Source organism: uncultured Bacteroides sp., from assembly GCF_910578895.1.
Lineage (GTDB): Bacteria > Bacteroidota > Bacteroidia > Bacteroidales > Bacteroidaceae > Bacteroides.
Map to the genome: position 1 here is coordinate 1 of NZ_CAJTSC010000054.1, position 19,650 is coordinate 19,650.

Annotated in this window: 15 protein-coding genes; 11 read left to right on the forward strand and 4 right to left on the reverse strand. The window is 44.4% G+C overall.

Annotation, left to right across the window (positions count from 1 at the left end; genetic code table 11):
* The 4 genes from QZ327_RS11880 to QZ327_RS11895 form a co-directional block, all read right to left on the reverse strand.
* On the reverse strand, nt 1-1,509 hold a 1,509-nt coding region (locus QZ327_RS11880), incomplete at its 3' end, for a peptidase S9 (RefSeq protein ID WP_294619548.1).
* Nucleotides 1,510-1,564: 55 nt separating this feature from the next.
* Nucleotides 1,565-2,896: an MATE family efflux transporter gene (locus tag QZ327_RS11885; RefSeq protein ID WP_294619550.1), complete on the reverse strand. Its 1,332-nt coding sequence runs from the start codon at nt 2,894-2,896 to the stop codon at nt 1,565-1,567.
* Between the two features lie 116 nt (nt 2,897-3,012).
* Nucleotides 3,013-4,860, reverse strand: a complete 1,848-nt coding sequence (gene yidC / locus QZ327_RS11890) for a membrane protein insertase YidC (protein WP_294619552.1) — start codon at nt 4,858-4,860, stop codon at nt 3,013-3,015.
* 43 nt (nt 4,861-4,903) lie between these two features.
* Nucleotides 4,904-6,517 carry a CTP synthase gene (locus QZ327_RS11895; RefSeq protein WP_294619554.1) on the reverse strand — a complete coding sequence of 538 codons (1,614 nt, stop codon included), beginning with the start codon at nt 6,515-6,517 and terminating at the stop codon, nt 4,904-4,906.
* 368 nt (nt 6,518-6,885) lie between these two features.
* Here QZ327_RS11895 and QZ327_RS11900 point away from each other — a divergent pair, with 368 nt between their 5' ends.
* The 11 genes from QZ327_RS11900 to galE all read left to right on the forward strand — a co-directional run bounded on the left by QZ327_RS11900 (nt 6,886) and on the right by galE (nt 19,366).
* On the forward strand, nt 6,886-7,440 hold the full coding sequence (locus QZ327_RS11900; RefSeq protein ID WP_294619556.1) for a recombinase family protein: 555 nt from the start codon (nt 6,886-6,888) through the stop codon (nt 7,438-7,440).
* 17 nt (nt 7,441-7,457) lie between these two features.
* Nucleotides 7,458-10,409 (forward strand): Tn3 family transposase, encoded by a 2,952-nt coding sequence (locus QZ327_RS11905; protein WP_294619558.1) that lies wholly within the window; start codon nt 7,458-7,460, stop codon nt 10,407-10,409.
* Between the two features lie 383 nt (nt 10,410-10,792).
* On the forward strand, nt 10,793-12,223 hold the full coding sequence (locus QZ327_RS11910; RefSeq protein WP_294619560.1) for a DUF3078 domain-containing protein: 1,431 nt from the start codon (nt 10,793-10,795) through the stop codon (nt 12,221-12,223).
* Nucleotides 12,224-12,547: 324 nt separating this feature from the next.
* On the forward strand, nt 12,548-12,967 hold the full coding sequence (locus tag QZ327_RS11915) for a SoxR reducing system RseC family protein (RefSeq protein ID WP_294619561.1): 420 nt from the start codon (nt 12,548-12,550) through the stop codon (nt 12,965-12,967).
* Between the two features lie 43 nt (nt 12,968-13,010).
* A complete protein-coding gene (locus QZ327_RS11920) occupies nt 13,011-13,886 on the forward strand; it encodes a Fe-S cluster domain-containing protein (protein ID WP_294619563.1) in 876 nt (291 codons plus the stop codon).
* 39 nt (nt 13,887-13,925) lie between these two features.
* Nucleotides 13,926-15,263 carry an electron transport complex subunit RsxC gene (rsxC, locus tag QZ327_RS11925; RefSeq protein ID WP_294619565.1) on the forward strand — a complete coding sequence of 446 codons (1,338 nt, stop codon included), beginning with the start codon at nt 13,926-13,928 and terminating at the stop codon, nt 15,261-15,263.
* A 23-nt stretch (nt 15,264-15,286) separates the two neighbouring features.
* Complete coding sequence (locus tag QZ327_RS11930) at nt 15,287-16,279, forward strand: RnfABCDGE type electron transport complex subunit D (protein ID WP_294619567.1); 993 nt, start codon at nt 15,287-15,289, stop codon at nt 16,277-16,279.
* On the forward strand, nt 16,276-16,962 hold the full coding sequence (locus QZ327_RS11935; protein ID WP_294619569.1) for an RnfABCDGE type electron transport complex subunit G: 687 nt from the start codon (nt 16,276-16,278) through the stop codon (nt 16,960-16,962). Before QZ327_RS11930 ends, QZ327_RS11935 begins: the two co-directional genes overlap by 4 nt.
* A 15-nt stretch (nt 16,963-16,977) precedes the next feature.
* Nucleotides 16,978-17,562 (forward strand): electron transport complex subunit RsxE, encoded by a 585-nt coding sequence (rsxE, locus tag QZ327_RS11940; protein WP_294619571.1) that lies wholly within the window; start codon nt 16,978-16,980, stop codon nt 17,560-17,562.
* A gap of 28 nt (nt 17,563-17,590) precedes the next feature.
* On the forward strand, nt 17,591-18,169 hold the full coding sequence (gene rsxA / locus QZ327_RS11945) for an electron transport complex subunit RsxA (protein WP_294619573.1): 579 nt from the start codon (nt 17,591-17,593) through the stop codon (nt 18,167-18,169).
* A gap of 162 nt (nt 18,170-18,331) precedes the next feature.
* Nucleotides 18,332-19,366, forward strand: a complete 1,035-nt coding sequence (gene galE, locus QZ327_RS11950) for a UDP-glucose 4-epimerase GalE (protein ID WP_294619575.1) — start codon at nt 18,332-18,334, stop codon at nt 19,364-19,366.
* Nucleotides 19,367-19,650 lie beyond the last annotated feature (284 nt).

Here is a 19,650-nt window from a genome sequence, read left to right on the forward strand (position 1 = left end):
GGGGTACTTTTTGTTAGGGTCGAAATGGGGCGGATAGATTACCCATGTCAGCATTTGCTTGCCGTCGGTAGTCTTCATCCAGCGTCCCTCTACCTTGCCCATCTCCAGTTGATCGTAAATCTGTTTGTTCTCGAAAGTGAGTTGCGTTACGGGATAAATCTCCCTCGTCGGCTCATTGCTACTGCAACGGCTGTACTCATTGGCGCCGAACATGCAGATGGGGAAAGGCTTGCTGTCCAGTTGGTTGACGGAGAAGATTTCATCGCCCGCAGACATGGAGTGACGTTTGGCAACCAGGCTGTTGCCGCACAAAGCCAATGAAGCGTAGTCGTACATGCCGTTGGTCAGTTGGTATATCCTGCCGTCATCTTCCAGACCGGTGTTATAGATATGGGTTCTGCCGTGCCATACACCCAGGAAGAAAATGCTTTGCGAATCTTTGTTCCACAGGAAAGCATCTACGTTGGATTCGAACCCGCGGCTTACGAAACGCTTTTCTCCGGTAGCGCGGTCCATAACGCATAGACGGTTGAGGTCTGCCTCATAGCCGTCGCGCTCCATGCTTTGCCAGGCAATGTATTTTCCGTCCGGAGAATATTGCGGGTTGGTATCGTATCCTGCCATTTCATCTTTTCCATCGGAAGCTTTGGCATTCTGCTTGCAGAGGTTGATGAAGCCGCCTTTCTCCACATCGTATTCGTAGATGTCCGAGTCGGTGGAAATGGCGTATGCCAGTCCGGTCTTCATGCGGCATGTGAAAGCCACTTTGTCCGATGCCGGGCTCCAGGCAAGCTGTTCGATGCCGCCCCAGGGCTTCATCGGGCTTTCGTAAGGCAGCCCTTCGAGGATATCCCGCACGTTGCTGATGCCGCTGCCGTCGAAGTCGGCAACGAAAGGATGCGGAGCGGTCGTCACCCATTCATCCCAATGTTTGTACATCAGGTCGTTGACGATGATGCCGGTTGCTTTGGGCAAGTCGGGATGCTTGTCGGCAGTGCTTTGCACGGTCTTTACCTGGGCAATGAAAAGCAGCTTTTTCCCGTCGGGAGAGAAGGAGAAGCCTTCGATATCGCCGTCATAACGGGTGAGCTGCTTACGTTCCGTGCCGTCCGGGTTCATTTCCCACAACTGGCTGCTGCCGCTTTCATTGCAGAGGAAAGCAATCTTCTTGCCGTCCTTAATCCAGGCGGGCTGGCTTTCCTGCCAGTTGCTGCCGGTAATCTGCCGGTTATTGCTGCCATCGGCATTCATGACAAACAGTTCGTTGTTGCTTCTGTTTTCCGGTACGCTGTAATAGGCAACCGAGTAGGCAATCTGTTTCTCGTCGGGCGATACGGCTACGTTGCCGATGCGTCCCATTGCCCAAAGAGCTTCGGGCGTCATGCGCTTGCCTTCAATCTTCATATCCGAGCGTCCGATAAGCGCTCCGTTCTGTCCTGCGTCTTTCGTTCCGCCGCAGGATGCCAACATCATTGCTGCCGACATAAGTAATAGGTTTGATTGTTTCATATATGTTTGAGGATTTAAACAGACTCTTTTGTGACGGCGAAGATAGGGAATTAATTTAGATTTTCTTCAAGCTCCATTTCCCTTTCTTCATATAGAAGTAGCAAAGGGTTAAAATTCCTACGGAATAAACGATTTCCGATGTCCAGGCAAATGCCACATCCAGTTTCAGATAGGCTACGGTGTATGTAATATAACAGAGATAAATGGCAAGTGTCATCATTTCCAAAACCAATGCCGTACGTGTGTTGCCCGTGCCCGATACAGACTGGAAATAGACATTTGCCGGCACGAGGAACAGATAAGCGGAGCAAAGCACCCAAAGCGAGGGGATGGCAGCCTCTTGCAACTCCGGTATGTCTGTATACACTCCCAGTATCAGCTTGGGAAACAGCGCGAAGAAGATGGCAAACGGCAGTACGAAAGCATACGCGATGCGTATATGCTGCCGTATGGTTCCGGGCACGCAACTGATGTTTCCCGCTCCGAGAAGGTTGCTCACCAACGAACCGCAAGTTGAAGCGAAAGCCATCATCACCATGAACATGATTCCCGATACGTTGCGCACAATGTTTGTAATCGCCAGCGAGCGCTCTCCCAGATGCTCCACATAGAGGAACAGCAGGAACCATGTGGAGAGTGACAGGAAATTCTGCACCATCGTCCATAGGGAAACATTCAGCATGCGTTTGAGTATGCTCCAACGGATGCCCGGTATCTTGTCCAATCCGTACTTCCGGATATCGATGCGGTTGCGGGTATAGAAGATGAAGAATATCAACGATACCAATTCTGCCAAAGAGGAGCCGATAGCCGCTCCAGCAATGCCGAGGGTGGGAACTCCGAACTTGCCGAATATCAGGATGTAGTTGAATACGATGTTGCTCAGCACCATGACGATGGAGTTCAGCGTCAGTGTTTTCGTCTGTGTCGTTCCCAAGAAAAAGGCGCGGAACATTACTGCCGTAAAGGAGAAGAAGAAACCGAAAACACGCCAGTTGAGATAGTCCATTACCGCATTGTAGATATGTCCGGAAGAGACAACCCGTTTTAATATTGCGGGGGCGAAACTGTAACAGACGGCAAACATCACCGCCGCCATACCCAACTGGAAATAAACACCTTGATAGAACAGATTGCCTATCTCCTTGTATTGCCGCTCACCGTTGCGCCGTGCAATCAGGATTTGTGCACCGATACTGAAACCGAACGCCACCATGAACATTACTATATAGAAAATACCTGCAATGGCAGATGCTCCTAATTCTATTTCGCCTACACGGCCCAGGAAGGCGGTGTCTGTCATACCGATCAGCTGCTCCATGAGCAGGCTGATCAGGATAGGGTAGGCTATAAGCCAGATTTCTTTGTAGGTGTATTTCGTTTCCATATTCGATATAGTTTTAATAAGTGCTAATGGTTGATAATGAAAGATATATCTGAAAAAGGAAGCCGGGCAATGTGCATTGTCCGGCTTCCTTCTGAAAATATCCTGAACCGAAGTTTTTATCTTCTGTTCTGTCTCTCTTTCATGAGCTGCTCTTGTTGCTTTTGCATGGCTTCAAGACGGGCAGCAAAACCGGTTTTTTTCATTTTCTTCGGATCTTTCCTATTGGCTTCCAACTGTGCGAGAAGGGCTTCCTCGTTAGTCATTTTACGCATGATGATTGTAGTCACCACACTGACAAGCGTTGAAATGAAATAATAATAATTCAGTCCCGAAGGATAGCTGTTCAAGATGAACAGGAACATGAGCGGCATCAGATACGACATCCATTTCATGGCTGCCATTTGCGGATTGGCACCGGTGTCCTGTTGTTGCATCATGAATTTGGTGTTCAGCATATTCGTTACGGTCATCAACAAACAGAACAAACTGATGTGGCTGCCCAGGAACGGAATGTTGAACGGGAATGTGATGAACGCATCGTACGTAGACAAGTCGTCCGCCCACAGGAAACTTTGCTGGCGAAGCTCGATGGCGCTCGGAACAAACATGAACAATGCCATCAGGATAGGGAATTGAATCAACATAGGCAGACATCCTCCCATCGGGCTGACACCGTATTGGCTATAAAGTCCCATTACTTCCTGCTGTTTCTTCATGGCATCTTCCTGCTTGGGATACTTCTTGTTGATTTCATCGATTTTCGGTTTCAACACGCGCATCTTGGCAGAAGAGATATACGTTTTCCATGTAGTAGGGAATACCACTGCTTTTACAATCAAGGTCATCAGCAACAGGACGATGCCCATGCTCAATCCCCAACTCGACAGCCAGTCGAAGATGTTGATGGTAAACCATTTGTTTATCCAGCGGATAAGCGGCCAGCCCAAGTAGACCAGACGGTTGAGTTCCCACTTTTCGTCACGTCCTTTGTCGAGGGCGGTCAGCGTCTTATAGTGGTTCGGACCGAAGTAGAAGTGCAACCGGGTAGGGGTTTTGCCTGTCGGGTCGAAAGCTGTGCTCATTTCGGCAGAATAATCCTTAAGATATCCGCTGCCTTGCGCTTCCATTTTCGATGCCAGTTTGGTCTTTTCAAAGTCCGCATCGGCTATGAAAGCAGCCGAGAAGAACTGGTTCTTGAAAGCAATCCAGTCCAAACGCTCTGCAACCTCTTTTTCATCGTTCTTGGCGGCAGACAGGTAGTCGGTTCCCTCACCGGCAACCTTGTAAGTCAGCTCTGCCAGGCGGTTTTCGTATGTATAACCCTTTTCTATCTGGCGTGCACGTTGCGACCATTCGATGTCCACATAGCCGGTGCTTGCCAGTTTGTTTGCCATGCCTACGGCATCGATGGTAAAATCTACCAGGTAGGTGTCGTTGTGCATGGCATAATTGAAGTCGATATAGCTGGCGCTGTCTGCTGCCAAACGCATGGTTACGGTGCTGTCCGTGCGGTTCACTACGGTAAAGTAGTAATCTTCTGTCTGTATCGTCTCCCGCTTGTTGTAGAACAGGAAGTTCATGGAAGCATCGTTGCCGCTGAATAAGGTAACGGGCGTCTTTTTGTCCTGTTCCATATACTCTTTCAACGTAGCCGATGAAATGCGTCCGCCCTTGGTTGCCACTGTCAGTACCGCCAGATTGTTCTGTATGGTAATTTGCGAATCGGTACCTTGAAGTGCATTAAAGAACAGGGCGGCAGAATCTGCCTTCTGAGCCTCTTTTTCATTAGCCAAAGCGGCTTCCGCCTTTGCTTGCAGGTCGGCATTACGTTGTTGTACATGCGCTATGGAGTCGTAATAACGTTGTTGTGCGGCGAGTTGCTCTTTGCTCGGACGGCTCAGGAAACTGAAACCGACCAACAGAATCGCTATTAGGACAAGACCTGTGATGGTGTTTTTATCCATTTAATATAAATATGAATTGTCAATTATTAAATTAGTACCGGGGTTACTTCTGTTCGTTCTCAATGGCAGCTTTCACAAAAGCTACGAACAACGGATGCGGGTTCAATACCGTACTGCTGTATTCGGGGTGGAACTGGGTTCCGACAAACCATTTCAGTGCGGGTATTTCCACTATTTCCACCAGGTCGGATTCCGGATTGATACCTGTGCATTTCATGCCGGCTGCCTCGTACTCTGCCTTATACGCACTGTTGAACTCGTAACGGTGGCGGTGGCGTTCTTGTATATGCCCCGTGCCGTATGCCTCGTATGCCCGGCTGCCTTCCTGCAATACACATTCGTAAGCACCCAACCGCATGGTACCGCCCATGTTGGTAATGGATTTCTGCTCTTCCATGATGTCGATAACATTGTGTGAGGTCTTTTCATCCATTTCGCGCGAATTGGCATCGGTATATCCCAATACGTTACGGGCGAATTCAATGGCTATGCACTGCATGCCCAGGCAGATACCGAATGTCGGGATGTCGTGCGTGCGTGCGTATTTGATGGCTACGAATTTGCCGGCGATACCGCGTTCGCCGAAACCCGGACCGATAAGTATGCCCGACATGCCTTTCAGTGCTTCCGCTACGTTTTCGTCCGTCAGTTTTTCGCTGTTTACGAAATCCACGGATACCTTGCGGTCGTTGTATGTTCCGGCTTGCGACAAGGCTTCGCGGATAGATTTGTAAGCATCCTGCAAATCGTATTTGCCAACCAGCGCAATGTGTACCGGTTCGGTAGCTTCCGCCTTGTGACGGCGTTCGAGGAACGTACGCCACGGACCTAAGCCTGGAGTGTCGCCGACGGGAAGTCCCATTTTTCTTAGAATGGTTTCGTCCAGTCCTTGAGCCTGCATCAGAATGGGCACTTCGTATATGGTCGGTGCGTCGATGCTCTGTACGACCGCATTTTCATCCACATTGCAGAAAAGGGCTACTTTTTTACGTAAATTGGCGCTTAACTCATGTTCCGTACGGAGCACAAGTACGTCGGGTTGAATTCCGGCACTTTGCAACTCTTTTACGGAGTGCTGGGTCGGTTTGGTTTTCAATTCGCCGGCTGCCGCCAGATAGGGTACATAAGTAAGGTGTACGCACAATGCGTCTTTGCCCAACTCCCATTTCAACTGGCGGATACTTTCCAAATAGGGGAGAGACTCGATGTCGCCTACTGTACCGCCGATTTCAGTAATGACGAAATCGAATTTATATTTGTTGCCCAACAACTTTACATTACGTTTAATCTCATCCGTAATGTGGGGGATTACCTGGATTGTTTTTCCCAAATAGTCGCCGCGACGTTCCTTGTCGATAACGCTTTTGTAAATGCGTCCGGTGGTAATGTTGTTGGCTTTGGTAGTCTGGATACCTAAGAAGCGCTCATAGTGTCCCAAGTCGAGGTCGGCTTCGTGACCGTCTACCGTTACGTAGCATTCTCCGTGTTCATAAGGGTTCAGTGTGCCCGGGTCAATGTTAATATACGGGTCGAACTTTTGAATGGTTACTTTATAACCTCTTGCTTGCAATAATTTACCGATAGATGACGAAATAATACCTTTGCCCAATGAAGAGGCAACACCACCGGTGACGAAAATATACTTTGTTTCTCCCACAGCTATACTGTTTTAAATGTTTTCTCTAAAAATTAAAGCGCAAAATTATGAAAAAAAAGAGGAAGTACATAAGAGCCCGTTTAAATTTTGCTTAAAAAGTACTTTATTCGGCTTCTTTGGCACGGTTTTTTCATTTTGGGGTATCACCAACATTTACTACAGATGTTACTGTTTAGTATAGGTTAACACTTGTACTAAAAACTTCACACTTCTAATAATTCCCAAAAACGAAGGTTTTAGAGAAATTATAATTTTTACTTGGCTTATACAAAAAGATATTGTATTTTTATTCCCAAAACTATATTCAAAAACTATTTCCCATAATCTGTATAAGAATTACGATATTGGGAATAAAATACTATTAAAAGATGAAAATTGGATATGCCCGTGTTAGTACTAATGATCAAAATTTAAATAGACAATTGGATCAACTATTTGAATATGGATGTGAACGTATTTTTCAAGAGAAAATCACCGGTTCTCAAAAAGAAAGACCTGAACTTGAGAGAATGATTGATATTCTTAGGGATGGAGACACAGTGGTAATAACTGAATTGACAAGATTAAGTCGTTCAGTTAAAGATTTATTTGAAATAGTTGAAACCATTCATTCCAAACGTTCAGATATAAAATCTCTAAAAGAGCCATGGCTTGATACAACAACTCCTCAAGGAAAATTATTATTTACCATTTTTGCCGGAATAAGTCAATTTGATCGAGACATAATACGGCAAAGAACAATGGAAGGACTATCCAGTGCGAGAGCAAGAGGGAGAAAAGGAGGAAGACCAAGAAAGTCTTCAAGAGGAATAGAACTTGCATTGAAGATGTATGATAGCAATGATTATTCCATTAGTGAAATAGAAAGTGCTACAGGTGTAAGTAAAAGTACATTATACCGATATTTGAATGACAGAAAATAACCTTCTAATATACAACCATGGATAACTTTATACTTTCCGAAGAACAGCGAAAAGAACTTACCAGTATATCGGATGATATTAACGATTATACAATAGCAAAGTATTATACATTGTCTGAAGAAGATATAAATTATGCCTTGTCACACAGACGTAGTGTAAACAAAATTGGATTTGCCATCCAACTATGTTGTCTAAGATATCCTGGATGGACTTTTACAGATGTAAAGAACATCCCTCATAAAATGTTAACCTATATATCTAAACAACTAAATCTATCTCATACGGACTTTAATCATTACGGAGAAAGGAGAGCTACAAGATTTACTCATATAGAAGAAATATGTACGTGGTATGGTTATAAACCGTTTATTGACACTGAAAGTCAAGCTCTTGAAGAATACATTGAACAAAAAGCTATAGTAAGTGATGAGCCTTTTTCTCTTGTAAAGTCAAGTATAGACTTCCTTAGAAACAATAAAATAATACTTCCGGGAATAACCACTATAGAAAGAATAGTAAGAAAAGTTTGTATAAACATTGAATCATCACTATTTTCTTATATCTACTCCTGTCTTGTACCGGAACAGTATAAGTTGTTAGACAAGATTATTGAATCTCAAGAAGAGAAGGTTATAACTACATTGGGAATGCTGAGGAATGTTGCGGGGCAATGCTCCCCTCAATCCTTTAATGATGTAGCAGACAAACTTAAGCAGGTACGTGAATTGAACTTAAATGTTGATTTGAACTTTATTCACCCTAATAAAATCAAACAGATATATCGTGCCGCTTCTAAATATGAGCCATATATGTTCAGGCGTTTCCCTGATCAGAAAAAGTACGCTCTTTTGGTAATATATCTACAGATGTTGGAGAAAAAACTTGTAGATATGGCAGTTGAAATTCATGACAAGTTGATTAATACTTATCTGTCAAAGGGGCGTAAGTTACAGGATAAAATGCAGCAGGAAAACGGAAAATCAATCAATGAAAAAGTGCATTTGTTTATCAATATCGGTGCAGCATTGATAAGGTCAAGGGAAGAAGGAACAGATCCGTTCACAGCAATAGAGAACATTATGTCATGGGAAAAGATGGTGGAATATATCGAGGATGCCAAGATCCTGGTAAGACCACAAGGATATGACTACCTCGATCTGATTGACAAATGGTACTCCCAGCTACGGAAGTATTCTCCCACATTGTTGGGCACATTGACTTTTTCTTCAACAAACACCTCCATGGCTCCTTTAATTCACAGTCTTGATGTTTTGCGTGAGCTAAACAAGAGTAACAAACGTAATGTCCCAGAAGATACATCTATTGATTTTCTACCTGAAAGATGGAGAAAGCATATTTATGGAAATGATAACAGTATTGACCGTCACTATTATGAGATGGCAGTATTGGCTGAACTGAAGAACAGGATACGTTCAGGTGATGTTGCAGTAGAAGGAAGTTGCAACTACAGGAATTTCAACGACTATATGCTTCCAGCGTCCCAATGGAAGAAGAAAACGGACATTTCAGAAAAACTTGCAGCAAGCAGTAATTTTAACGAATATATAAAAGAAAGGTATTCCTCATTGGATTCAATGTATAAATATCTTTCTGAGAACCTTACAAAACTAAAAGACCTGGAAATAGATGATGGTAAGATTCACATAGAAAAACTTGAAAAGGAAGTTCCGGAAGGAGTTAAGAATTTAAACGACTCCTTATATGGGATGCTTCCGAATGTAAAACTGGCTGAAATACTTTTTGAAGTATCCAAATGGACAGGATTTGATCGCTATTTTATACATGCATCTTCCGGTAATACTCCAAAGGAAGATGAAATTCCCTCCATTATGGCAGCATTGATGGCAATAGGAACAAATATAGGGTTAAGCAAAATGGCAGACTGTACGAAAGAATTTGATTATCATAAACTTGCCAATATATCCCAGTGGAGACTTCATGATGATGCAATGAAAAAGGCGCAGGCTTGTCTTGTAAATTACCAGCACAGGCTGTCTCTCCCATCATATTGGGGTGACGGGACAACATCATCAAGTGATGGTATGCGTGTACAGGTCGGAGTATCTTCTTTGGTATCAGATCATAATCCCCATTATGGTTCAAGTAAAGGAAGTACAATATACAGGTTTGTCAGTGACCAATACTCTACATTCTACACCAAAGTTATCAATACCAATGCAAGGGAGGCCGTTCACGTTATAGACGGATTGTTGGAACATGAAACAGACTTATGTATTAATGAACATTATACAGACACTGCGGGATATACAGATCAGGTGTTTGGATTAAGTCATTTGCTGGGATTTGTATTTGCTCCAAGAATTAGGGGTATTTCTGATTCAAAACTTTATCTTCTACCGGGAATGGAACTCAAAAAGAATATTAACAACCTTGCTTCTGCCAGGATAAATACGAGTATCATTGAACAAAATTATGAGGATATACTTAGGCTTGCCTATTCTATCAAGGATGGATTGGTATCCAGTTCATTGATACTGTCAAAACTGGGATCATATTCAAGGCAAAATTCATTGGCAAAAGCACTCCAGGAAATGGGACGAATAGAGAAAACCATATTTATACTGAGATATGCTACAAATAATGTATTGAGAAGGAGGATTCTTGTAGGACTGAATAAAGGGGAGGCTATGAATGGAATTGCACGGGCCGTATTTTTCGGGAAACAGGGAGAACTGCGTGAACGGGATTTACAAGACCAGCTACAAAGAGCCAGTGCATTGAATATTTTGATTAATGCCATAAGTATATGGAATACCGTATATCTGGAAAAAGCTGTAGAATACCAAAAAAAACATGAAGGTATAGATGAAAATTTATTGAAGCATATATCTCCCTTAAATTGGTCACACATAAATTTTCTGGGAGAATATTCATTCCAATCAAATATGGCTTTGGGTATAAATGAATACAGACCTTTAAAAGTCTAATATTATATACATAAATTAACTTTTTAAGACTATTTAAAAGCCTTAGAGATTTAATTTATGTATATTTCTGTAAAAATATTACCTTAAAGTAACATTTGTAGTAAATGTTGGTGATACCCCATTTTAAAGGAGTTAGAGAAGTTAAAAGGGGGGCGGCCGACAAACCGTTTAGGCATAAAAGCCGATACTTCTGCAACAGTATCATACACAAGAATATCGGTTCTGACTCTTTTAACTCCTGGCGAAGCGGTGTGAAGTGACAACTCCCTTCATCTCCTCTAAAATGAAAAAGCCGTAGGCAGTACGGATATTGTTTTGCTCAACTTTTGTAATCTGAATATTTTGATTTAATTTTGCGTTCGAATATAGATTTTAAGAAAAGTATGAGGAATAGACGTGTTTTAATAGGATTAGTCGCCGCACTGTTCTCATTTCCGGCGGTAGCCCAGAATTCCGCAAGGAATATAAAGAAGCAGGTTGCAACGGAGAAGGCGGATACGTTGTCGGGTATTTGGAGTCGGAACTGGATATTGAAGTTGAAACCTGATAATGACGGATATCGGCTGGATACGGTTTCCGTGTTGTATGAGAAATATTTCGGAGTGCTGAATTATTTGAATGATCCCGCCACTCCCGAGCGTTATATCGCATGCAATCCGGATTATTATCGTATGTTTGTCCCTACTACCTATTATTATGCTCCGTTAGAGCGTTTGTCGCAGGTGAACTGGAGTTTTCAGAAGCCGGATACGGTGCCGGCTATGACGAAAGAGCTGTTGCCGTTCGATACATTGAGCTTCATGTCGAAAGAGAATGCGAACAGGGTGGTGGATCGCGTGATGCTGAACACCTACGTCAATCGTCCGGACTTGGTGCTAATGACCGAAAAGGAGATTGAAAAGAAGAAGGTTTTCAAAGATAATATTGAAAAGGAAGTCTCTTCCAAACCTTCCGTGGCAAAACTTTTTGCTAAAGAGAAAATGGTGGGAGTGAAAGAAGAGGCGGAAGTCGTGATACAGAAGCCTAACTGGTGGGTGACCGGTGGAAGCGGCTCGTTGCAGATTACGCAAAACTATATCTCCGACAACTGGTACAAAGGTGGTGAAAGCACCAATGCCGTACTTGCCAACTTGCAGTTGTTTGCCAATTATAACGACAAGGAAAAACTTCAATGGGAGAATCTGTTGGATGCCAAATTAGGCTTTAGTTCCGCTCCTTCCGATAAGTATCATGATTACCTGGTAAGTACCGACCAACTTCGCATTTACAGCAAATTGGGTATTGAAGCTGCATCTAAGTGGTATTATACTATTACTACGGAGTTTAAAACACAGTTCTGCCACGGTTATAAGGCGAACAGTGAAGAATTGGTTTCGGCATTCTTTGCTCCGGCAGACTGGGCGTCCAGTATCGGTATGGACTATAAACTGAAAAAGAAAAAGTTTAATCTGTCTGTTTTCATAGCTCCGTTGACATATATGCTGCGTTATGTAGGCAATAAGGATGTGGATGAGGTAAAGTTCGGTTTGGAAGAGGGAAAATGCGTCAAGCACAATTTCGGTTCCCAGATACAGCCGACACTTTCATGGACCATTATTCCTTCTATCGTATTGGATTCGCGGATGGACTTCCAGACCAGTTATGACTGGACACGCGTAGAATGGGAAAATACAATTAATTTTGTGTTGAACCGTTATCTTTCTACCAAGCTCTATGTGCATGCCCGTTTTGATGACAGTGCCAAACCGACCGAGGGAGACAGTTATTTCCAAGTGAAGGAGCTGTTGAGCTTCGGTATCAATTACAAATGGTAACCATATACCTCGTTAATGATTAAACAGAAGTTAGAAGCCGATGGCTTTGTTGATGTATAGTAATGCTATCGGCTTCTAACTCTCCCTTAACTTCCGATACTCCTTCTGACTCCTGTAGATGAAATAGCCGTGTAAAAAGTGTGATTATGTAAGCTTTTCATGGTTTCGACACATCCTCTTTTGTCTATCCGATGGAAAAAAAGTAAGAAAAACCGATAAAATCAGGAAAAAGAACGTTTACGCACACAGAAAAAACAATCTAATCCCTTGCAGTTCGCAAATAATGCGTAAATTTGCCACGATTTGTAATGCACACTTTGCAAAATGGCGAATACTATAAAACATCAGGGTATTGTGGAAAGCATAAACGGTTCTCATCTTCAGGTGAGAATTATTCAAACTTCGGCATGCGCTTCATGCAGTATCAAGGGGCATTGCAGCTCTGCCGATACGAAAGAGAAGCTTATTGATGTCACCGATAACAACGCATCTTCCTATCAGTCCGGCGACCGCGTATGGGTCATCGGCGAATTGTCGATGGGAGCAATGGCGGTGTTGCTTGCTTTCGTGTTGCCATTCCTTGTTTTAATCTTCTCCCTTTTTATTTTTATGGCGGTATGGAATGACGAGTTGGGTTCGGCACTTTGCTCGCTGGCACTCCTTATACCTTATTATTATATATTGTGGCTGAACAAATCGAAATTGGGGAAGAAGTTCTCTTTCTCAATAAGTCCGATGAACTGACTAATACATAAAACAAACAAATAATTAATAAACAACTTAATTTATGAATGTAATTCTGATTGCAGTAATTTCATTGGGAGCCATAGCGCTGGTGGCAGCGGCTATTCTTTATGTGGCTTCCAAGAAATTTGCCGTGTATGAAGATCCGCGAATTGCACAAGTGGCAGCTGTGCTGCCTCAAGCAAACTGCGGTGGATGTGGTTACCCGGGTTGTAACGGATTTGCCGACGCTTGTGTGAAGGCAGGTTCGCTTGAAGGTAAACTTTGTCCGGTGGGTGGACAACCCGTTATGACAAAGGTTGCCGAAATCCTGGGATTGGATGCCGCTGCTTCCGAACCGATGGTTGCAGTAGTGAGATGTAACGGGACATGTGCCAACCGTCCTCGCGTCAATCAATATGACGGCGCAAAGAGTTGTGCTATCGCATCTTCTCTTTACGGTGGGGAAACGGGTTGTAGCTTTGGCTGTCTGGGTTGTGGCGACTGTGTGGCTGCCTGCCAGTTCGGTGCTATCCGCATGAATGCCGAAACCGGACTTCCGGAAGTGGACGAAGCGAAGTGTACGGCTTGTGGCGCGTGCGCCAAGGCTTGTCCGAGAAACATCATCGAAATCCGTCCGCAGGGCAAGAAATCACGCAGAGTGTATGTGCAGTGTGTTAACAAGGACAAGGGTGCCGTGGCACGCAAGGCTTGTAGCGTGGCTTGTATCGGCTGTGGCAAGTGTGTGAAAACCTGTCCGTTCGAAGCAATCACATTGGAAAACAACCTGGCTTACATCGACCCGAACAAGTGTAAGTCTTGCCGCAAGTGCGAGGAGGTTTGTCCGCAAGGTTCGATCGTAGCGTTGAACTTCCCGCCGCGTAAGCCCAAGGCAGAGGTGGAAACTCCCGCAACGGAAGCTCCGAAAACAGAAGCATAATATTACAAAGAAATTAAACGACTAAAAATACAGAATTGTATGTTGAAGACATTTTCAATCGGTGGAGTTCATCCACACGAAAATAAACTTTCAGCACATCAACCTATCGTGCAGGCAGAGATACCGGCTAAAGCCGCTATCTTGCTGAGCCAGCATATCGGTGCTCCTGCAAAGCCTATCGTCGCCAAAGGTGATGTCGTGAAAGTAGGTACAAAGATTGCCGAACCCGGCGGCTTCGTATCGGCAGCTATCCATTCGTCTGTCAGTGGCAAGGTCGCTAAAATCGATACTATCATCGATGCCAGCGGATATGCCAAACCGGCTATTTTCATTGATGTAGAAGGAGATGAATGGGAAGAGACTATCGACCGTACCGATACGTTGGTAAAAGAGTGCAACCTCTCGGCAGAAGAAATCGTGAAGAAGATTGCAGATGCCGGCATCGTAGGTCTGGGTGGTGCTTGTTTCCCTACGCAGGTGAAGTTGTGTCCGCCGCCTGCATTCAAGGCGGAATGTGTCATTATCAATGCCGTAGAGTGTGAACCGTATCTGACTGCCGACCATCAGCTGATGCTGGAGCATGCCGAAGAAATCATGGTAGGTGTCTCTATCCTGATGAAAGCCGTGAAAGTGAACAAGGCATTCATCGGTATCGAGAACAACAAGCCCGATGCCATCCAATTGATGACGAAAGTTGCTGCCGGCTATGCAGGCATTGAGGTTGTTCCTTTGAAAGTGCAATATCCGCAAGGTGGTGAAAAACAGTTGATTGATGCTGTTATCAGCCGTCAGGTTGCTGCCGGTGCATTGCCGATTTCCACGGGTGCCGTTGTGCAGAATGTGGGTACTGCATTTGCCGTATACCAGGCTGTACAGAAGAACAAGCCGTTGTTTGAACGTGTGATTACCGTTACCGGCAAGTCTTTGTCCAAGCCCTCTAACTTCCTGGCACGTATAGGCACGCCGATGAAGCAACTGATTGACGCTTGCGGCGGTCTGCCCGAAGATACGGGCAAAATTATCGGCGGTGGACCGATGATGGGTAAAGCGTTGGTAAATACTGATGTCCCGACAGCCAAAGGCAGTTCCGGTATCCTGATTATGAACGATAAGGAGGCTAAGCGCGGCGAGGCACAACCTTGTATCCGTTGCGCCAAATGCGTAAGTGCCTGTCCGATGGGACTGGAACCCTACTTGCTTGCTACCGTATCGGCTCACGGAGACTTTGAAAGAGTAGAGAAAGAAGATATCATGTCATGTATCGAATGTGGCTCATGCCAGTTCACTTGTCCTTCCAACCGTCCGATGCTGGACTATATCCGCCTGGGTAAGGGAAAGGTAGGAGCGATGATACGTGCACGTCAAGTAAAAAAATGAAAGAATTGATTTAGTATAACCTTATGAATAAATTAATCGTATCCCTTTCGCCCCATGTTCACGGTGGTGACAGCGTAAAGAAGAATATGTATGGCGTGCTGATAGCATTGATACCTGCATTTCTTGTGTCACTTTACTTCTTCGGGCTGGGCGCGCTGATTGTTACGGCTACTTCCGTAGCGGCATGTCTGTTCTTTGAATGGGCTATCGGCAAATTTCTGATGAAGAAAGAAACCACAACCATCTGTGACGGTTCTGCCGTTATCACCGGTGTGTTGCTGGCATTCAACTTACCTTCCAACCTTCCTATCTGGATTATCATCCTGGGTGCCTTGTTTGCCATCGGTGTAGGCAAGATGTCTTTCGGCGGTTTGGGCTGTAATCCTTTTAATCCGGCGCTGGCAGGACGTGTGTTCCTGTTGCTGTCGTTCCCGGTGCAGATGACTACATGGCCTGCTGTGGGACAACTGACCGCTTATACTGACGCTACTACGGCTGCTACGCCGCTGGCTGTCATGAAAGGTGTAATCACCGGTGCTCCGGGCATGTCATTGAGTGACCTTCCCTCGTCTTTGAACCTGTTGATTGGCAACAACGGCGGTTGTTTGGGTGAAGTGAGTGCGTTGGCGTTGCTGTTAGGACTGGCTTATATGCTGTGGAAAAAGATTATCACATGGCATGTTCCCGTTTCCATCCTGGCTACGGTGTTTGTGTTCTCCGGTATCATGTACTGGGTTAATCCGGAAATCTATGTATCTCCGGTGATACAACTTCTGTCCGGTGGTCTGATGTTGGGTGCTATCTTTATGGCTACGGATTACGTCACTTCTCCGATGAGCCACAAGGGAATGCTGATTTACGGTGTTTGTATCGGTCTGCTGACCGTTGTTATCCGTCTGTTCGGTGCATATCCCGAAGGTATGTCGTTTGCTATTCTGATTATGAATGCGTTCACTCCGCTAATCAACACGTATGTTAAACCTAAACGCTTTGGGGAGGTAGCGAAGAAGAAATGAAAAAGTTAGAATCATCCTTAAAGAATATGTTGCTGGTGCTGACGGGAGTCACTGCGATTTCCGTAGCGTTGCTGGCTTATGTAAATGAATTGACGAAGGAACCTATCGCACAAGCCAATGCCAAGACATTGAGCGATGCTGTCAGTGCCGTGGTTCCGGGTTTTGACAACAATCCGATTGCGGAAAAGAAGACACAAGAGGTAAACGGTGTTGAGTATGCCGTATATCCTGCCACCAAAGAGGGTAAATTCATCGGTGCGGCTGTAGAAGCAACTTCTATGGGATTTGGCGGTGAATTGAAGGTATTGGTAGGTTTCGATGCCGAAGGTAAGATTATTGACTATTCTTTGCTGTCGCATGCGGAAACTCCGGGCTTGGGTTCCAAAGCTGCCGATTGGTTTAAGAAAGGCAGCAAGGGAGATATCACAGGCATGAACCCCGGTGAAGCTTCTTTGACTGTAAGCAAGGACGGCGGTAAAGTGGATGCCATTACAGCTTCTACCATTACTTCACGTGCGTTCCTGAATGCTGTAAATATGGCGTATGCTGCGTATGCCGGCCAGAATACTGCTGACGGTGCTACGGGAGCTACTCAAAAGAAAGTGGAAGAGACTGCCGGTGCCGATACGGCTACGGGAGCTACTATTAAAGTTGAACTCACTGATTCCGTCAGTGCTAAATAAGAAAGGAGCGGAGATATGAATAATTTTAAAGTTTTGATGAACGGGATTATTAAAGAGAATCCTACGTTTGTGCTCCTGCTTGGTATGTGTCCTACATTGGGTACTACCTCGTCCGCCATTAACGGTATGGGTATGGGATTGGCTACGATGTTCGTGCTTATCTGTTCCAATGTGGTTATCTCAGCCATTAAGAATTTAATTCCCGATATGGTGCGTATTCCTTCTTTCATTGTTGTGATTGCATCGTTCGTAACGTTGTTGCAAATGGTGATGCAGGCATATGTTCCGGGACTTTACGCAACATTGGGCTTGTTTATCCCGCTGATTGTAGTAAACTGTATCGTGCTGGGACGTGCCGAAGCCTTTGCTGCCAAGAATAATCCGGTAGCATCACTCTTTGACGGTTTGGGCATGGGATTGGGCTTCACTATAGCCTTGACATTGCTGGGTGCGGTCCGCGAATTTTTAGGTACGGGTAAGGTTTTTGACCTTGCAATCCTTCCCGAAGAATACGGCATGCTGGTATTTGTCCTTGCTCCGGGTGCGTTTATCGCTTTGGGATATCTCATTGCGTTGGTTAACAGCTTCAAAAAAGCATAGTTTGTAATTCATAATTAGAATTGATATTATGGAATATATATTGATATTTATCTCGGCAATCTTTGTCAATAACATCGTGTTGTCGCAGTTCTTGGGTATTTGCCCGTTCCTGGGTGTATCCAAGAAAGTGGAGACGGCGTTGGGTATGTCGGCAGCGGTAGCGTTCGTGCTCACTATCGCCACCATCGTGACGTTCCTCATTCAGCATTATGTGCTTAATGCTTTCGATTTGGGATATCTTCAGACTATCACCTTTATCCTTGTGATTGCCGCATTGGTGCAGATGGTGGAGATTATCCTGAAAAAAGTATCTCCTTCTTTATATCAGGCTTTGGGTGTGTTCCTGCCTTTGATTACGACAAACTGCTGTATTCTTGGTGTGGCTATTCTTGTTATCCAGAAAGATTACGACTTGCTGACAGGAGTGGTTTACGCATTCTCTACGGCTATCGGTTTCGGTCTGGCGTTGACGCTCTTTGCGGGTTTGCGCGAACAGATGAGTCTGGTAAACGTGCCGAAAGGCATGCAGGGAACTCCGATTGCTTTGATTACCGCCGGTTTGCTGGCTATGGCATTTATGGGCTTCTCCGGCGTAGTTAAGATATAAGATATACCGGAAATCGGTATAAAGCGAGGAATCCATTCTCTTTGTAAAAGAAGAGGGTGGATTCTTCGCTTTTATTTTTTTAAGCGATTGTATGCTTGAATGAATTTATTTCCTTACATTTGTAGCCAAGTGATAACCTAAAAGCTAAATTATCTATTTAATATGAAAGAAAGAATCTTAGTGACAGGCGGAACCGGCTATATTGGTTCTCATACTGTGGTGGAACTTCAGAACGCAGGTTATGAAGTTGTTATTATAGACAATCTGTCAAACTCCAACGCAGATGTTGTAGACAACATTGAAAAGGTATCAGGTGTTCGTCCCGCATTTGAGAAGTTGGACTGCCTGGATTATGCCGGTCTCGATGCTGTGTTTGCCAAATATAAAGGTATCAAAGCGATTATTCATTTTGCAGCGAGCAAAGCCGTGGGAGAATCTGTGGAAAAGCCGTTGCTATATTATCGCAATAATCTGGTTTCTTTGATAAACCTGCTTGAATTGATGCCAAAACATGGGGTGGAAGGTATTGTATTTTCATCTTCGTGTACCGTATATGGTCAACCGGATGAACTTCCCGTAACGGAAAAGGCTCCTATTAAGAAAGCGGAATCGCCATACGGAAATACGAAGCAGATCAATGAAGAGATTGTGCGTGATACGGTTGCTTCCGGTGCTCCTATCAATGCCATCTTGTTGCGTTATTTCAATCCGATCGGTGCTCATCCTACGGCATTGCTCGGTGAATTGCCTAACGGTGTGCCGCAGAACCTGATACCGTATCTTACTCAGACGGCTATCGGTATCTGTGAGAAGTTAAGCGTATTCGGCGATGACTATGATACTCCTGACGGTTCCTGTATCCGCGATTTCATCAATGTGGTAGATTTGGCAAAAGCTCATGTTGTAGCTATCTGTCGTATTTTGGAGCAGAAGCAGAAAGAGAAAGTAGAAGTGTTTAATATCGGTACCGGACGCGGTCTTTCCGTATTGGAATTGATTAATGCGTTCGAGAAGGCAACCGGGGTGAAACTGAATTATCAGATTGTAGGTCGCCGTGCCGGAGATATTGAAAAAGTATGGGCTAATCCTGAACTTGCCAATAATGAATTGGGCTGGAAGGCGGAAGCCGGTATTGAAGAGACTTTACGCTCTGCATGGAATTGGCAATTGAAACTTCGTGAGAGAGGTATTCAATAATAACAAATAAATTTATATGTTTTAACAGATAGAAGATAAACAAATGCTCCCCGCATTTGTTTATAATATGCTAATCGGCCTGAAGCTGCTTATGTGTATGTGAATATCCGTAATTAGTACGTATGCCTCCCCGGCATAGACAGGAAGATTGCATAGTAGTTTTGTCGTGTTTTATTTTGTGTTTGTGTTGTAAATAAGCCTTGTCGTGAGACAGGGCTTATTTTTTTATATCCGGAATATTTTCTTTTCTAAGAGCCTGTTTAAATTTTGTTCAGCATTATTTT

Excerpts from the sequence above, each read along its gene's own strand:
- QZ327_RS11905 (WP_294619558.1), top strand. The coding sequence starts at position 7,458 with ATGGATAACTTTATACTTTCCGAAGAACAGCGAAAAGAACTTACCAGT.
- rsxE (WP_294619571.1), top strand. The coding sequence starts at position 16,978 with ATGAATAATTTTAAAGTTTTGATGAACGGGATTATTAAAGAGAATCCT.
- QZ327_RS11885 (WP_294619550.1), bottom strand. The coding sequence starts at position 2,896 with ATGGAAACGAAATACACCTACAAAGAAATCTGGCTTATAGCCTACCCT.
- yidC (WP_294619552.1), bottom strand. The coding sequence starts at position 4,860 with ATGGATAAAAACACCATCACAGGTCTTGTCCTAATAGCGATTCTGTTG.
- rsxC (WP_294619565.1), top strand. The coding sequence starts at position 13,926 with ATGTTGAAGACATTTTCAATCGGTGGAGTTCATCCACACGAAAATAAA.
- QZ327_RS11930 (WP_294619567.1), top strand. The coding sequence starts at position 15,287 with ATGAATAAATTAATCGTATCCCTTTCGCCCCATGTTCACGGTGGTGAC.
- QZ327_RS11935 (WP_294619569.1), top strand. The coding sequence starts at position 16,276 with ATGAAAAAGTTAGAATCATCCTTAAAGAATATGTTGCTGGTGCTGACG.
- galE (WP_294619575.1), top strand. The coding sequence starts at position 18,332 with ATGAAAGAAAGAATCTTAGTGACAGGCGGAACCGGCTATATTGGTTCT.
- QZ327_RS11910 (WP_294619560.1), top strand. The coding sequence starts at position 10,793 with ATGAGGAATAGACGTGTTTTAATAGGATTAGTCGCCGCACTGTTCTCA.
- rsxA (WP_294619573.1), top strand. The coding sequence starts at position 17,591 with ATGGAATATATATTGATATTTATCTCGGCAATCTTTGTCAATAACATC.
- QZ327_RS11920 (WP_294619563.1), top strand. The coding sequence starts at position 13,011 with ATGAATGTAATTCTGATTGCAGTAATTTCATTGGGAGCCATAGCGCTG.
- QZ327_RS11900 (WP_294619556.1), top strand. The coding sequence starts at position 6,886 with ATGAAAATTGGATATGCCCGTGTTAGTACTAATGATCAAAATTTAAAT.
- QZ327_RS11915 (WP_294619561.1), top strand. The coding sequence starts at position 12,548 with ATGGCGAATACTATAAAACATCAGGGTATTGTGGAAAGCATAAACGGT.